This window comes from Enterobacter sp. KB-221C9 (assembly GCF_041320715.1).
GTDB lineage: Bacteria > Pseudomonadota > Gammaproteobacteria > Enterobacterales > Enterobacteriaceae > Enterobacter > Enterobacter asburiae_D.
The window spans coordinates 331011-347186 of the sequence record NZ_JBGIWG010000006.1; the positions used below are offsets into that span (position 1 = coordinate 331011).

The 16176-nt window shown below is 52.5% G+C and carries 16 protein-coding genes; 15 read left to right on the forward strand and 1 reads right to left on the reverse strand.

The features are described from left to right. Positions 1-62: 62 nt before the first annotated feature. Positions 63-857 carry a type I methionyl aminopeptidase gene (gene map, locus AB8846_RS11705; RefSeq protein WP_023310454.1) on the reverse strand — a complete coding sequence of 265 codons (795 nt, stop codon included), beginning with the start codon at positions 855-857 and terminating at the stop codon, positions 63-65. Between the two features lie 321 nt (positions 858-1178). On the opposite strand from map, the gene rpsB reads away from it, so the two are divergent. From rpsB to rnhB, 15 genes are all read left to right on the forward strand, one after another. Beyond that, the gene (gene rpsB, locus AB8846_RS11710; protein ID WP_003856207.1) at positions 1179-1904 is read left to right on the forward strand and encodes a 30S ribosomal protein S2; all 726 of its coding nucleotides are present in this window, start codon (positions 1179-1181) and stop codon (positions 1902-1904) included. 117 nt (positions 1905-2021) lie between these two features. Further along, a complete protein-coding gene (tsf, locus tag AB8846_RS11715) occupies positions 2022-2873 on the forward strand; it encodes a translation elongation factor Ts (RefSeq protein WP_014882627.1) in 852 nt (283 codons plus the stop codon). Positions 2874-3023: 150 nt separating this feature from the next. Continuing rightward, positions 3024-3749 (forward strand): UMP kinase, encoded by a 726-nt coding sequence (gene pyrH, locus AB8846_RS11720; protein WP_047346409.1) that lies wholly within the window; start codon positions 3024-3026, stop codon positions 3747-3749. Between the two features lie 167 nt (positions 3750-3916). Then, positions 3917-4474 (forward strand): ribosome recycling factor, encoded by a 558-nt coding sequence (gene frr, locus AB8846_RS11725; protein WP_023334573.1) that lies wholly within the window; start codon positions 3917-3919, stop codon positions 4472-4474. Positions 4475-4569: 95 nt separating this feature from the next. Beyond that, positions 4570-5769, forward strand: coding sequence for a 1-deoxy-D-xylulose-5-phosphate reductoisomerase (ispC, locus tag AB8846_RS11730; RefSeq protein WP_063145187.1), 1200 nt, complete (start codon positions 4570-4572; stop codon positions 5767-5769). A 186-nt stretch (positions 5770-5955) separates the two neighbouring features. Beyond that, complete coding sequence (ispU, locus tag AB8846_RS11735) at positions 5956-6714, forward strand: (2E,6E)-farnesyl-diphosphate-specific ditrans,polycis-undecaprenyl-diphosphate synthase (protein ID WP_024907522.1); 759 nt, start codon at positions 5956-5958, stop codon at positions 6712-6714. A gap of 12 nt (positions 6715-6726) precedes the next feature. Further along, positions 6727-7584, forward strand: coding sequence for a phosphatidate cytidylyltransferase (cdsA, locus tag AB8846_RS11740; protein WP_023310457.1), 858 nt, complete (start codon positions 6727-6729; stop codon positions 7582-7584). 11 nt (positions 7585-7595) lie between these two features. Then, positions 7596-8948 carry a sigma E protease regulator RseP gene (rseP, locus tag AB8846_RS11745; RefSeq protein ID WP_063145188.1) on the forward strand — a complete coding sequence of 451 codons (1353 nt, stop codon included), beginning with the start codon at positions 7596-7598 and terminating at the stop codon, positions 8946-8948. Between the two features lie 29 nt (positions 8949-8977). After that, positions 8978-11410, forward strand: a complete 2433-nt coding sequence (gene bamA, locus AB8846_RS11750; RefSeq protein ID WP_370732759.1) for an outer membrane protein assembly factor BamA — start codon at positions 8978-8980, stop codon at positions 11408-11410. Positions 11411-11532: 122 nt separating this feature from the next. After that, positions 11533-12027, forward strand: a complete 495-nt coding sequence (gene skp / locus AB8846_RS11755) for a molecular chaperone Skp (RefSeq protein ID WP_370732760.1) — start codon at positions 11533-11535, stop codon at positions 12025-12027. A 3-nt stretch (positions 12028-12030) separates the two neighbouring features. Beyond that, positions 12031-13056 (forward strand): UDP-3-O-(3-hydroxymyristoyl)glucosamine N-acyltransferase, encoded by a 1026-nt coding sequence (gene lpxD, locus AB8846_RS11760; RefSeq protein WP_063145191.1) that lies wholly within the window; start codon positions 12031-12033, stop codon positions 13054-13056. A gap of 102 nt (positions 13057-13158) precedes the next feature. Then, on the forward strand, positions 13159-13614 hold the full coding sequence (gene fabZ / locus AB8846_RS11765; protein WP_010426706.1) for a 3-hydroxyacyl-ACP dehydratase FabZ: 456 nt from the start codon (positions 13159-13161) through the stop codon (positions 13612-13614). Positions 13615-13617: 3 nt separating this feature from the next. Further along, entirely contained in the window at positions 13618-14406 is a 789-nt protein-coding gene (gene lpxA / locus AB8846_RS11770; protein ID WP_063145192.1) for an acyl-ACP--UDP-N-acetylglucosamine O-acyltransferase, read from the forward strand. Beyond that, entirely contained in the window at positions 14406-15554 is a 1149-nt protein-coding gene (gene lpxB / locus AB8846_RS11775) for a lipid-A-disaccharide synthase (protein ID WP_121425064.1), read from the forward strand. Before lpxA ends, lpxB begins: the two co-directional genes overlap by 1 nt. Beyond that, the gene (gene rnhB, locus AB8846_RS11780; protein WP_063145194.1) at positions 15551-16147 is read left to right on the forward strand and encodes a ribonuclease HII; all 597 of its coding nucleotides are present in this window, start codon (positions 15551-15553) and stop codon (positions 16145-16147) included. The genes lpxB and rnhB overlap by 4 nt, the downstream gene beginning before the upstream one ends. The last annotated feature ends 29 nt before the right edge of the window (positions 16148-16176 follow it).

Genomic DNA, 16176 nt, shown 5'->3' on the forward strand with positions numbered 1-16176 from the left:
GTGCGCCACCCATAAGAAAAAGCTATAGCCATTAAAAAAGCCGGCATTTGCCGGCTTTTTTATCATTCATCGTGCGTCAGTATCGCCGGGATGGTGTCATCCTTGCGCAACGTCATAATTTCGCAGCCGTTGTCTGTTACCACAATAGTATGCTCGTACTGCGCAGACAAGCTTCTGTCTTTGGTTTTCACCGTCCAGCCGTCTTTCATGGTACGGATGCGGTAATCCCCCGCGTTGACCATCGGCTCAATGGTAAAGGTCATGCCTTTTTGCAGCACCACGCCGCCGTCATCTGCATCATAGTGCAGGACCTGCGGTTCTTCATGGAAGACGCGACCAATGCCGTGACCGCAGTACTCGCGCACCACGGAGAAACCTTCTGCTTCCACAAACTTCTGGATTGCCGCACCGATGGTACGCAGGCGAATACCCGGTTTAACCATTTTCAGCGCCAGGTAGAGGCTTTCTTGCGTTACTTTACACAGACGCTCGCCTAGGATAGTCGGCTTGCCAACGATGAACATTTTTGAGGTGTCACCGTGGTACTCATCTTTAATGACGGTCACGTCGATGTTGACGATGTCGCCATCTTTCAGCAGTTTTTCGTCGTCTGGGATGCCGTGGCAAACCACTTCATTAATAGAGATGCAGACGGATTTCGGGAAACCGTGGTAGCCGAGGCAGGCGGAAACCGCGTGCTGCTCGTTCACGATATAGTCGTTACAAATACGGTCCAGTTCACCGGTGCTGACGCCCGGCTTCACGAACGGCTCGATCATTTCCAGCACTTCCGCGGCCAGACGACCGGCGACGCGCATCTTTTCAATTTCTTCAGGTGTCTTAATAGAGATAGCCATGTAATCTGTCCATCGGTGTCGATTTTTTCGACAATACTAGTCTAAGTGTCGTCAATGGTATCAGTCAGGCACACCCCGTGCCAAATTGAGAATCATTAACAGCACACTCCGCCAACAACTGTTGGTTTCTGGTCGTGTTTTGTGGTATAAAGCGCGCCGGACTTCCGATCCATTTCAGATACACAGGCTGGACGGAAGCGACAAATCTCACTTTGTGTAACAACACACACGTATCGGCACATATTCCGGGGTGCCCTTCGGGGTCGGTAATATGGGATACGTGGAGGCATAACCCCAACTTTCAATATAGAGGTTTTAAACATGGCAACTGTTTCCATGCGCGACATGCTCAAGGCTGGTGTTCACTTTGGTCACCAGACCCGTTACTGGAACCCGAAAATGAAGCCTTTCATCTTCGGCGCGCGTAACAAAGTTCACATCATCAACCTTGAGAAAACTGTACCAATGTTCAACGAAGCCCTGGCTGAGCTGAACAAGATCTCTTCCCGTAAAGGTAAGATTCTGTTCGTTGGTACTAAGCGCGCTGCAAGCGAAGCTGTGAAAGATGCTGCTAACAGCTGCGACCAGTTCTTCGTGAACCATCGCTGGTTGGGCGGCATGCTGACCAACTGGAAAACTGTTCGTCAGTCCATCAAGCGCCTGAAAGATCTGGAAACCCAGTCTCAGGACGGTACTTTCGACAAGCTGACTAAGAAAGAAGCGCTGATGCGCACTCGTGAACTGGACAAGCTGGAAAACAGCCTGGGCGGTATCAAAGATATGGGCGGCCTGCCAGACGCGCTGTTCGTAATCGATGCAGACCACGAGCACATCGCAATCAAAGAAGCTAACAACCTGGGTATCCCGGTATTCGCTATCGTTGATACCAACTCCGATCCGGACGGTGTTGACTTCGTTATCCCGGGTAACGACGACGCAATCCGTGCTGTTAGCCTGTACCTGAGCGCTGTAGCTGCTACCGTTCGTGAAGGCCGTTCCCAGGATCTGGCTTCTCAGGCGGAAGAAAGCTTCGTAGAAGCTGAATAATAAGGTTTTACCCCTTATTAGTACCGTGTATGAATAGGGGCCCATTACCGGCCCCTTTTTTCAATTTACACTGTTTGGCCCCCGGCCGGGCAGTTCACATCTCCCGAGGATTTAAGAATGGCTGAAATTACCGCATCCCTGGTAAAAGAGCTGCGCGAGCGTACTGGCGCAGGCATGATGGATTGCAAAAAAGCGCTGACTGAAGCGAACGGCGACATCGAGCTGGCAATCGAAAACATGCGTAAATCCGGTGCGATCAAAGCAGCTAAAAAAGCAGGCAACGTTGCTGCTGACGGCGTGATCATCACTAAAATCGACGGCAACTACGGCATCATTCTGGAAGTTAACTGCCAGACTGACTTCGTTGCTAAAGATGGTGGTTTCCAGGCATTTGCTAATAAAGTTCTGGACGCAGCTGTTGCTGGTAAAATCACTGACGTTGAAGTTCTGAAAGCACAGTTCGAAGAAGAACGTGTTGCGCTGGTTGCTAAAATCGGTGAGAACATCAACATCCGTCGCGTATCTTCTCTGGAAGGCGACGTTCTGGGCTCTTACCAGCACGGTGCACGTATCGGTGTTCTGGTTGCGGCTAAAGGCGCTGACGAAGAGCTGGTTAAACAGCTGGCTATGCACATCGCTGCAAGCAAACCAGAATTCGTTAAGCCAGAAGACGTGTCTGCTGAAGTGGTAGAGAAAGAGTACCAGGTTCAGCTGGACATCGCGATGCAGTCTGGTAAGCCAAAAGAAATCGCAGAGAAAATGGTTGAAGGCCGCATGAAGAAATTCACCGGCGAAGTTTCTCTGACTGGCCAGCCATTCGTAATGGACCCAAGCAAGTCTGTTGCTCAGCTGCTGAAAGAGCACAACGCTGACGTAACTGGCTTCATCCGCTTCGAAGTGGGCGAAGGCATCGAGAAAGTTGAGACTGACTTCGCAGCAGAAGTTGCTGCAATGTCCAAGCAGTCTTAATGATTGAAAAGGAGCCGCCTGAGGGCGGCTTCTTTTTGTCACCCGTCACAGGAAATCAGACAGGCTCCAGTATCGCTGTGCTGATTTGCGGCATATCATGTCGCCAGAATTAACCCCCATCTTAATCGTTGACAGTCTCAGGAAAGAAACATGGCTACCAATGCAAAACCCGTGTACAAACGCATTCTGCTTAAGCTGAGTGGCGAAGCGCTGCAGGGATCGGAAGGCTTCGGTATTGACGCAAGCATCCTTGATCGCATGGCACAGGAAATCAAAGAACTGGTCGAACTGGGTATCCAGGTTGGCGTGGTCATTGGCGGTGGCAACCTTTTCCGTGGTGCTGGTCTGGCGAAAGCGGGGATGAACCGCGTTGTGGGCGACCACATGGGTATGCTGGCAACCGTTATGAATGGTCTGGCAATGCGTGACGCGCTGCATCGCGCTTATGTTAACGCCCGCCTGATGTCCGCGATTCCACTGAATGGCGTATGTGATAACTACAGCTGGGCAGAAGCCATCAGCCTGCTGCGTAACAACCGCGTGGTGATCCTCTCCGCCGGTACGGGTAACCCGTTCTTTACGACCGATTCCGCTGCCTGCCTGCGCGGTATCGAGATCGAAGCCGACGTGGTACTGAAAGCGACCAAAGTAGACGGCGTGTTTACTGCCGACCCGGCAAAAGATCCTTCTGCCACCATGTACGATCAGCTGTCCTATAATGAAGTGCTGGATAAAGAGCTGAAAGTGATGGATCTTGCCGCCTTCACGCTGGCTCGCGACCACAAACTGCCGATCCGTGTCTTCAACATGAACAAACCTGGCGCACTGCGTCGCGTGGTCATGGGTGAAAAAGAAGGCACTTTGATCACGGAATAATTTCCGTTGACGATAAATAGAGGTAAGATTCCGCTTTATTTTGTAGTGGTATCTTACCCGGACGCGCCTTTGGCGCTGTCATGAATTAAACGCGACTATAATTAGCACACCTGTAGCGCTGTGCTGGCGGATAGTCTGCCTGAGACAAGTTTTCAAGGATCCGTAACGTGATTAACGACATCAGAAAAGATGCTGAAGTACGCATGGAAAAATGCGTAGAAGCGTTCAAAACCCAAATCAGCAAAATCCGTACTGGCCGTGCTTCCCCAAGCCTGCTGGATGGCATCATCGTAGAATACTACGGTACGCCAACCCCTCTGCGTCAGCTGGCGAGCGTAACGGTAGAAGATACCCGTACGCTGAAAATCAACGTGTTCGATCGTTCTATGAGCCCAGCCGTTGAGAAAGCGATCATGGCCTCTGACCTCGGTCTGAACCCAAGCTCTGCGGGCGCTGACATCCGCGTTCCACTGCCTCCACTGACGGAAGAGCGTCGTAAAGATCTGATCAAAGTGGTTCGTGGCGAAGCTGAGCAGGGTCGTGTATCCGTGCGTAACGTCCGTCGCGACGCGAACGATAAAGTAAAAGCGCTGCTGAAAGAAAAAGAGATCAGTGAAGATGACGATCGTCGTTCTCAGGACGACATTCAGAAAATGACCGACGCTGCCATCAAGAAAATTGATGCGGCGCTGGCAGATAAAGAAGCGGAACTGATGCAGTTCTGATTTCTGTCGTACACTGATAAACGCCGTTCAGGGGAACTTCGGGTCTTGCTGGCGGCGTTTTGCTTTTATCTGGTCTAACTTTTTTCGGGCATCTCATGAAGCATTTAACACTCCTCGGCTCAACCGGCTCTATCGGTTGCAGCACTCTCGACGTTGTTCGCCATAATCCTGAACTTTACACCGTGACAGCGCTGGTGGCCGGTAAGAATGTGCAGCGAATGGTCGAGCAGTGCCTGGAGTTTGCGCCCCGCTATGCGGTGATGGATGACGAAGAGAGCGCGCGTCTGCTGAAGGCACAGCTGCTTGAACAGGGTAGCCAAACCCAGGTGCTAAGTGGCCAACAGGCGGCCTGCGAGATGGCTGCGCTGGATGAGGTGGATCAGGTGATGGCGGCTATCGTCGGGGCGGCAGGATTATTGCCCACGCTTGCCGCGATTGATGCCGGTAAGGATGTTCTGCTGGCCAATAAAGAGTCGCTGGTCACCTGCGGACGCCTGTTTATGGATGCGGTGAAGCAGCGCGGCGCGCGTCTTTTGCCGGTCGACAGCGAACACAACGCGATTTTTCAGAGTTTACCGCAACCTTTTCAACAGAACCTGGGGTACGCTGACCTGGAGCAGAATGGCGTAGTGTCTATTCTGCTTACCGGGTCTGGTGGCCCGTTCCGTGAAACGCCACTGTCTGAACTGCGCGCCATGACGCCGGATCAGGCGTGCCGTCATCCGAACTGGTCGATGGGGCGTAAAATCTCCGTTGATTCTGCCACCATGATGAACAAAGGTCTGGAATACATTGAAGCGCGCTGGCTGTTTAATGCGTCAGCGAAACAGATGGAAGTACTGATTCACCCGCAATCGGTGATTCACTCGATGGTGCGTTATCAGGATGGCAGCGTGCTGGCACAGCTGGGCGAACCGGATATGCGTACGCCGATTGCCCATTCAATGGCGTGGCCAAATCGAGTGAAATCCGGCGTGAAGCCGCTTGATTTCTGCAAGCTAAGTTCCCTGACGTTCAGTGAACCAGACTACGACCGCTATCCTTGTCTGAAGCTTGCGATGAATGCCTTTGACCAGGGGCAGGCGGCGACGACGGCACTTAATGCAGCCAATGAAATTACCGTTGAGGCATTTCTGAATCAGCAAATTCGTTTTACCGATATCGCGTCGTTAAATTTATCGGTACTGGAGATGATGGATTTGCGCGAACCACAGAGCGTGGAAGAGGTGCTGGCGGTGGATGCAGCTGCGCGTAATATTGCGCGCGAACAGGTGACACGTCTCGCAAGCTGGTGATAAAGCAAGCACTAGTCGTCGTGCTATTTGTTAGCGTTGGGCTTCAGTGATATAGTCTGCGCCACCTGATCGCAGGTATTTGACTTAATGTGGTCAGGTGAGCCGTGGTTTGACACGGCTTTTTTATGTATAGGCTTCAGTATTCCTGAGTACCGTTAAATCCTTTTCAGGGACAAAAAACGCGTTATGTTGTCTGCGAATCAACCAATAAGCGAAAATTTGCCAGCTCATGGCTGCCGTCATGTAGCAATCATTATGGATGGCAATGGCCGCTGGGCGAAAAGACAAGGGAAGATACGAGCCTTTGGGCATAAAGCGGGGGCGAAATCCGTTCGCCGCGCCGTTTCTTTTGCCGCCAACAACGGCATTGATGCGTTAACGCTCTATGCTTTTAGCAGTGAAAACTGGAATCGACCTCTGCAGGAAGTGACTGCGTTGATGGAATTGTTTGTGTGGGCGCTAGACAGCGAAGTAAAAAGCCTGCACCGCCACAACGTCCGCCTGCGTATCATTGGCGATACCAGTCGTTTTAACTCACGTTTGCAGGAACGGATTCGCAAAGCAGAAGCGCTGACGGAAAATAATACCGGTCTGACGCTGAATATTGCGGCGAATTACGGCGGACGCTGGGATATTATCCAGGGCGTTCGGCATCTGGCCGAACAGGTTCAGGAAGGGCTGTTGAGACCCGACCAAATTGATGAAGAGGCGCTGAGCAAGCAAATCTGCATGAATGAACAGGCACCTGTGGATTTGGTAATTAGGACAGGGGGGGAACATCGCATAAGTAACTTTTTGATATGGCAAATTGCCTATGCCGAACTTTACTTTACGGATGTTCTTTGGCCCGATTTTGATGAACAAGACTTTGAAGGTGCGCTGCATGCCTTTGCCAATCGAGAGCGTCGTTTCGGCGGCACCGAGCCTGGTGGCGACAAAGCCTGATGGGGGTAGCTTTTGCTGAAGTATCGCCTGATTTCCGCTTTTGTATTAATACCCATTGTCATTGCGGCGCTGTTTTTACTGCCCCCGGTGGGATTCGCTATTGTCACGCTGGTGGTGTGCATGCTCGCCGCGTGGGAGTGGGGACAGTTTAGCGGCTTTACCTCGCGCACTCAGCGAGTATGGCTTGCGGTACTTTGTGGCTTTATCCTGGCCATAATGCTGTTTACGTTGCCTGAATATCATCATGATATTCATCAACCCCTGGTTGCCGGTTCCTTGTGGATATCGTTGGCCTGGTGGGTTGCCGCGCTGTTGCTGGTTCTTTTTTATCCAGGTTCCGCGGCGTTATGGCGTAATTCAAAAGTGCTGCGACTGATTTTTGGTTTGCTCACAATTATTCCTTTTTTCTGGGGTATGGTTGCGCTGCGCGCCTGGCACTACGACGAAAACCACTACAGCGGTGCGATCTGGCTGCTTTATGTGATGATTCTGGTCTGGGGGGCTGACTCCGGGGCCTATATGTTTGGTAAACTGTTTGGCAAACATAAGCTGGCACCGAAGGTTTCCCCGGGCAAAACCTGGCAAGGATTCATCGGCGGCCTGTTTACGGCAGCGATCATCTCCTGGGGCTATGGCGTCTGGGCGAATCTTGAAGTGGCACCGTCAATACTGCTGGTGTGCTCGATTTTTGCTGCGCTTGCCTCCGTGCTCGGTGATTTAACCGAAAGTATGTTTAAGCGTGAAGCAGGGATTAAGGACAGCGGACACCTGATTCCAGGGCATGGCGGTATACTGGATCGCATTGATAGCCTGACAGCGGCTGTTCCAGTGTTTGCATGTTTGCTTTTACTGGTATTCGGGACGATTTAACGGAAGGTTTTATGCTGAGCATTCTCTGGAATCTGGCGGCGTTCATTGTTGCACTGGGTGTACTGATTACCGTGCATGAATTTGGCCATTTCTGGGTTGCTCGCCGCTGTGGCGTGCGCGTAGAGCGATTTTCCATCGGTTTTGGTAAGTCACTCTGGACGCGCACCGACCGTCACGGCACGGAATTTGTCATCGCCCTTATCCCGCTGGGCGGCTACGTCAAAATGCTCGACGAACGCGTCGAGCCTGTCGCTCCTGAGCTGCGACACAGCGCATTCAACAATAAAACCGTTGGACAACGCGCCGCCATCATTGCTGCCGGACCGGTAGCCAACTTCATCTTTGCGATTTTCGCTTACTGGCTGGTGTTTATCATCGGTGTCCCTGGCGTGCGTCCGGTGGTGGGAGAAATTGCCCCCAACTCCATCGCGGCGAGTGCGCAAATTACATCCGGGATGGAACTTAAAGCGATTGATGGCATCGAAACCCCTGATTGGGATGCCGTGCGACTGCAGCTGGTAGCCAAAATCGGCGATCCGCAGACCACCATCAGCGTATCACCGTTTGGTTCAGATACGCGTCAGGACAAAGTACTCGATTTACGTCACTGGCGTTTCGAGCCAGACAAAGAAGATCCCGTCGCTGCGCTGGGCATTCGTCCACGCGGTGCGCAGATCGAGCCGGTATTGGCCGAAGTACAGGCAAATTCGGCGGCGAGCAAAGCGGGTTTGCAAGCGGGCGACAGGATCGTTAAAGTCGATGGTCAACCATTAACAGAGTGGATGACCTTTGTTACTCTGGTGCGCGATAATCCGGGAACGTCTCTCGCGCTGGAAGTTGAAAGGCAAGGCAGTCCGCTTTCGCTGACGCTGATCCCGGATACGAAGTCGGTCGGCAAAAAGGCAGAAGGGTTCGCAGGCGTTGTGCCAAAAGTGATCCCGCTGCCAGATGAGTACAAGACAATACGCCAGTATGGGCCGTTCAGCGCCATCCTTGAAGCCACGGATAAAACATGGCAACTGATGAAGCTGACGGTCAACATGTTGGGGAAATTGATAACCGGTGATGTGAAACTGAACAACCTCAGTGGGCCAATTTCGATTGCTCAGGGGGCTGGGATGTCAGCGGAATTCGGGGTGATTTACTATTTCATGTTCCTCGCGCTCATTAGCGTGAACCTTGGGATAATCAACCTGTTCCCGCTTCCCGTTTTAGACGGGGGTCATCTGCTGTTTTTAGCGATTGAAAAGCTAAAAGGCGGACCGGTATCCGAGCGAGTTCAAGACTTTAGTTATCGCATTGGCTCGATTTTGCTGGTGCTGTTAATGGGGCTTGCACTTTTCAATGATTTCTCTCGGTTGTAAGAGAGTGTTAGGAAGAACGCATAATAACGATGGCGATGAAAAAGTTGCTCATAGCGTCGCTGCTGTTTAGCAGCGCCACCGTATACGGTGCTGACGGGTTCGTAGTGAAAGACATTCATTTCGAAGGCCTCCAGCGTGTCGCCGTTGGTGCGGCCCTCCTCAGTATGCCTGTACGCCCCGGCGATACGGTTAATGATGATGATATCAGTAACACCATCCGTGCTCTGTTTGCCACCGGCAACTTTGAGGATGTCCGCGTCCTGCGCGATGGTGATACGCTGCTGGTACAGGTAAAAGAACGTCCAACGATTGCCAGTATCACTTTCTCCGGTAACAAGTCGGTGAAAGATGACATGCTCAAGCAGAACCTTGAAGCATCCGGTGTTCGTGTGGGTGAATCCCTGGACCGCACAACCCTTTCAGACATTGAAAAAGGTCTGGAAGACTTCTACTACAGCGTCGGTAAATACAGTGCCAGCGTGAAAGCGGTTGTCACTCCGCTGCCGCGCAACCGTGTTGACCTGAAGCTGGTCTTCCAGGAAGGTGTTTCTGCGAAGATCCAGCAGATCAACATTGTCGGCAACCACGCGTTCAGCACCGACGAACTGATCTCCACCTTCCAGCTGCGCGACGAAGTGCCATGGTGGAACGTGGTAGGCGATCGCAAATACCAGAAACAGAAACTGGCGGGCGACCTTGAAACCCTGCGCAGCTACTATCTCGATCGTGGCTATGCGCGTTTCAACATCGACTCGACTCAGGTGAGCCTGACGCCGGACAAGAAAGGGATCTACATTACGGTCAACATCACTGAAGGCGAGCAGTACAAGCTTTCGGGTGTTGAGGTGAGTGGTAACCTTGCGGGGCATTCTGCTGAAATCGAATCGCTGACCAAAATTCAGCCAGGCGACCTGTATAGCGGTTCCAAGGTAACCAAAATGGAAGACAGCATTAAGAAGCTGCTCGGCCGCTATGGTTATGCCTATCCGCGCGTACAGACTCAGCCGGAAATCAACGACGCGGATAAAACCGTAAAGCTGCACGTGAATGTTGATGCGGGCAACCGTTTTTACGTGCGTAAGATCCGCTTCGTCGGTAACGACACCTCCAAAGATTCCGTTCTGCGTCGTGAAATGCGTCAGATGGAAGGCGCATGGTTGGGTAGCGATCTCGTTGATCAGGGTAAAGAGCGTCTGAACCGTCTGGGCTATTTTGAAACGGTGGATACCGATACCCAGCGCGTACCGGGCAGCCCGGATCAGGTTGATGTCGTTTATAAGGTGAAAGAGCGCAACACCGGTAGCTTCAACTTCGGTGTAGGCTACGGTACTGAAAGCGGCGTTAGCTTCCAGGTCGGCGTGCAGCAGGATAACTGGCTGGGTACGGGTTACTCTGTCGGTATTAACGGCACCAAAAACGACTACCAGACCTACTCTGAGTTCTCTGTGACTAACCCATACTTCACCGTAGACGGTGTGAGCCTGGGCGGTCGTATCTTCTATAACGACTTTAAAGCAGACGACGCGGACCTGTCCTCATACACCAACAAGAGTTACGGTGTAGACGGTACGCTTGGCTTCCCGGTTAACGAATACAACACCCTGCGCGCGGGCTTAGGTTACGTGCATAACGACCTGTCCAACATGCAACCGCAGGTGGCGATGTGGCGTTATCTGGACTCTATTGGTCAGTCGGCGAGCACATCCAGTGATAACAACGGTTTCGCTGCGGATGACTTCACCTTCAACTACGGCTGGACCTATAACCGTCTCGACCGTGGCTACTTCCCAACGGAAGGTTCTCGCGTCAACCTGAACGGTAAAGTGACCGTTCCGGGTTCCGATAACGAGTTCTATAAGCTCACGCTGGATACCGCGTCCTACTTCCCGATCGATGACGATCATAAGTGGGTGGTTCTGGGTCGTACCCGTTGGGGCTATGGCGATGGCTTAGGCGGCAAAGAGATGCCGTTCTATGAAAACTTCTATGCCGGTGGTTCCAGCACCGTACGTGGCTTCCAGTCCAATAACATTGGTCCGAAAGCGGTCTACTACGGCGGGAACGACAAAGATAACTGCGACAAATCAGCTACAGATGCATCAGGTAATAAAAATGTCTGTAGCTCTGATGATGCAGTCGGTGGTAACGCTATGGCCGTTGCAAGCCTGGAGTTCATCACGCCAACGCCGTTTATCAGTGATAAATACGCTAACTCCGTGCGTACATCCTTCTTCTGGGATGCCGGTACGGTGTGGGATACCAACTGGGAAAACACTGCCCAGATGCGTGCAGCTGGCGTTCCAGACTACAGCGATCCGAGCAATATTCGCATGTCTGCCGGTATCGCATTACAATGGATGTCACCGCTGGGGCCGTTGGTCTTCTCCTACGCCCAGCCGTTTAAGAAATACGATGGAGACAAAGCGGAGCAATTCCAGTTTAACATTGGTAAAACCTGGTAATAATCCGCTGCAATGGAATGCGTTGGCAGTGTAGCGCTGACAACTGGCGATCGGTAACACGGTCGCCTTGCCACGCAAAGAACGGTACCTTCTGGTGCCAATGGGATGGTAAGGAGTTAATTGTGAAAAAGTGGTTATTAGCTGCAGGTCTCGGTTTAGCGATGGCAACTTCTGCTCAGGCAGCAGACAAAATTGCAATCGTCAACATGGGTAATTTGTTCCAGCAGGTTGCACAGAAAACAGGTGTTTCTGCGACTCTGGAAAACGAATTCAAAGGCCGTGCAAGCGAACTGCAGGGTATGGAAAACGATCTTCAGTCCAAAATGCAGCGTCTGCAGCGTGATGGTTCTACCATGAAAGCAAGCGACCGCAGCAAGCTGGAAAAAGACGTAATGGCTCAGCGCCAGGCGTTCTCCCAGAAAGCGCAGGCTTTCGAGCAGGATCGTCAGCGTCGTTCTAACGAAGAACGCGGCAAGCTGGTAACTCGCATTCAGACTGCAGTTAAATCTGTTGCTGCCGATCAGAGCATCGATCTGGTTGTTGATGCGAACGCTGTAGCTTTCAACGGCAGCGATGTTAAAGACATCACTGCTGACGTTCTGAAACAGGTTAAATAAGTAATGCCTTCAATTCGACTGGCTGATTTAGCTCAGCAGTTGGATGCAGAATTACACGGTGATGGCGATATCGTCATCACCGCTGTTGCGTCCATGCAATCTGCTAAAGCTGGCACGATTACCTTCATGGTAAGCCCTAAGTACCGTGAGCAACTGGCTCAATGCCAGGCGTCAGCTGTTGTACTGACGCAGGACGATCTTCCATTTGCCACTGTAAGCGCGCTGGTAGTGAAAAACCCCTACCTGACGTATGCACGCATGGCTCAAATTCTCGATACCACGCCGCAGCCGGCCCAGAACATTGCTGCCAGTGCAGCGATTGATGCGACGGCCAGGCTGGGTAGCAACGTCGCCGTTGGCGCGAATGCGGTTATCGAATCCGGCGTTGTGCTGGGCGATAACGTCGTCATTGGCCCTGGTTGCTTCGTTGGGAAAAATACGAAAATCGGCGCCGGGACCCGTTTATGGGCCAACGTGTCCGTTTATCATGACGTTGAAATTGGCGAAAATTGCCTCGTCCAGTCCAGCACCGTGATTGGTTCTGATGGCTTTGGTTACGCTAACGATCGCGGTAACTGGGTTAAGATCCCGCAGCTTGGTCGCGTTATTATTGGCGATCGCGTAGAGATCGGCGCCTGTACCACCATTGACCGTGGCGCGCTTGACGACACGATCATTGGCAATGGTGTTATCATCGATAACCAGTGCCAGATTGCGCATAACGTCGTGATTGGCGACAATACCGCGGTTGCGGGTGGCGTCATCATGGCAGGCAGCCTGAAAATTGGCCGTTATTGCATGATTGGCGGCGCGAGCGTGATTAATGGCCATATGGAAATATGCGACAAGGTGACTGTGACGGGGATGGGCATGGTAATGCGTCCTATCACTGAACCTGGCGTCTATTCCTCAGGCATTCCGCTTCAGCCCAACAAGGTGTGGCGTAAAACAGCAGCTCTGGTGATGAACATTGATGATATGAGCAAGCGCCTCAAGTCTCTTGAGCGCAAAATCGATCAACAAGATTAAGCGTCATCCGTTTAACGCTATTTTTCCCGGCCTGTCGGCTTTCTAATAAACCGGCAGGCCGTGTTATTATTGTTATCAGTATATTTTGACAGGAAGAGTATTTTGACTACTGACACTCATACTCTGCATATTGAAGAGATTTTAGAACTTCTGCCGCACCGCTACCCGTTTCTGCTGGTAGACCGTGTGCTGGATTTTGAAGAAGGTCGTTTTCTGCGCGCAGTGAAAAATGTTTCCGTGAACGAGCCGTTCTTCCAGGGCCACTTCCCTGGTAAGCCTATCTTCCCGGGTGTGTTGATTCTGGAAGCGATGGCTCAGGCTACCGGTATTCTGGCGTTTAAAAGCGTCGGCAAACTGGAGCCAGGTGAGCTGTATTACTTCGCGGGTATTGATGAAGCGCGCTTTAAGCGCCCTGTCGTGCCTGGTGATCAGATGATCATGGAAGTCACTTTTGAAAAAACGCGTCGTGGCCTGACTCGCTTCAAAGGCGTAGCGCTGGTTGACGGCAAAGTTGTTTGCGAAGCGACGATGATGTGTGCTCGTAGCCGGGAGTCCTGATACGTGATTGATAAATCGGCCTTTATTCATCCTACTGCTATTGTGGAAACGGGTGCCATCATTGGCGCTAACGTCCACATTGGCCCGTTTTGTATTGTTGGACCCCATGTCGAAATTGGTGAGGGTACAGTACTGAAATCTCACGTTGTCGTGAATGGTCACACGACCATTGGCTGCAATAACGAGATCTATCAGTTCGCCTCCATCGGCGAAGTTAACCAGGATCTGAAATATGCTGGTGAGTCGACCCGTCTGGAAATTGGCGATCGTAACCGTATTCGCGAAAGCGTCACCATTCATCGTGGAACAGTACAAGGTGGTGGGTTGACGAAGGTGGGCAGTGATAACCTGTTTATGGTTAATGCGCATATCGCGCACGACTGTACCGTGGGTGACCGCTGTATTCTTGCCAACAACGCAACGCTGGCAGGACACGTATCGGTTGATGACTTCGCAATTATTGGCGGCATGACCGCAGTCCATCAGTTCTGCATCATTGGTGCGCACGTGATGGTTGGCGGATGCTCCGGTGTGGCGCAGGACGTTCCACCGTATGTGATTGCGCAGGGCAACCATGCCACGCCGTTTGGCGTGAACATCGAAGGCCTCAAGCGTCGTGGTTTTAGTCGCGAAGCGATTACTGCCATCCGCAACGCGTACAAACAGCTGTACCGTAGCGGTAAAACGCTGGAAGAGGCGAAGCCGGAAATTGCCGAGCTGGCGAATAAGCACCCGGAAGTGAACGCGTTCATGGAATTCTTTGACCGTTCAACAAGGGGTCTGATTCGTTAATGGTCGACAGTCGTCCGCTTACGATAGCCCTGGTCGCCGGAGAAACCTCCGGCGATATTCTTGGTGCCGGTCTCATCCGCGCGCTTAAGGCGCGTGTACCCAATGCTCGCTTTGTTGGCGTTGCTGGCCCGCTGATGCAGGCCGAAGGCTGTGAAGCCTGGTATGAAATGGAAGAGCTGGCCGTGATGGGCATCGTTGAGGTGCTGGGACGGCTACGCCGTTTGCTGCACATCCGTGCCGATCTCACCCGCCGCTTTACCGAACTCAAACCCGATGTGTTTGTCGGTATCGATGCACCTGATTTCAACATTACCCTCGAAGGGAATCTGAAAAAGCAGGGCATAAAAACCATTCACTACGTCAGTCCGTCCGTTTGGGCGTGGCGACAGAAACGCGTTTTCAAAATCGGACGGTCCACCAACCTGGTGCTGGCTTTCCTGCCTTTCGAAAAAGCGTTTTACGACAGATTTAATGTTCCGTGCCGTTTTATCGGTCATACCATGGCGGATGCGATGCCATTGGATCCGGATAAAAACGCGGCGCGCGACGCGCTGGGCATCCCGCATGATGTGCACTGTCTGGCATTGCTGCCTGGCAGTCGTGGCGCAGAAGTTGAGATGCTAAGCGCCGATTTCCTTAAAACAGCGCAAATTCTTCGCCAGACCTATCCCGATCTTGAAGTGGTTGTTCCGCTGGTGAATGCCAAACGCCGCGAGCAGTTTGAGCGCATCAAAGCGGAAGTTGCCCCGGATCTTCACGTCCGTCTTCTGGACGGCAAAGGGCGGGAGGCGATGTATGCGAGTGATGCCGCGCTGCTGGCCTCCGGCACGGCGGCGCTGGAGTGTATGCTGGCGAAATGCCCGATGGTGGTCGGTTATCGCATGAAGCCGTTCACCTTCTGGCTGGCAAAACGTCTGGTGAAAACGGATTATGTCTCCCTGCCAAACCTGCTTGCCGGGCGCGAGCTGGTGAAAGAGCTGTTGCAGGATGAGTGCCAGCCGCAGGCGCTTGCCGATGCACTGCTGCCGCTGCTCGCCGACGGCAAGACCAGCCACCAGATGCACGATACCTTCCGCGAACTGCATCAACTCATCCGCTGTAATGCCGATGAGCAAGCGGCGGATGCGGTGCTGGAGCTAGCAAAATGATGGAATTTGTTTATCCTCACACTCGCCTTGTGGCGGGCGTGGACGAAGTGGGTCGTGGCCCGTTAGTCGGGGCCGTGGTGACCGCCGCGGTGATCCTCGATCCGGCTCGCCCGATTATTGGGCTGAACGACTCAAAAAAATTGTCTGAAAAGCGCCGGCTGGCGCTGTTTGGTGAGATTCAGGAGAAGGCGCTAGCCTGGAGCCTGGGGCGCGCTGAACCGCATGAAATAGACGAGCTGAATATTTTGCATGCCACGATGCTGGCGATGCAGCGTGCAGTAGCGGGTTTGAAAATTTCCCCGGAATATGTCCTGATTGACGGCAACCGCTGTCCTGCATTGCCCATGCCTTCAATGGCGGTCGTCAAAGGCGATAGTCGGGTCGCAGAAATTAGCGCAGCTTCTATTATTGCCAAAGTGACGCGCGACGCTGAAATGGCCGCGCTGGACCTCACTTACCCTCAGTATGGTTTCGCCCAGCATAAGGGGTATCCCACACCTTTCCATCTGGAAAGGCTGGCTGAACATGGCGCAACCGAGCACCACCGTCGCAGCTTTGGCCCGGTGAAACGCGCGCTGGGACGGGTGTCCTGAATCAATACGCAAGCAATTAAGTAACGCGG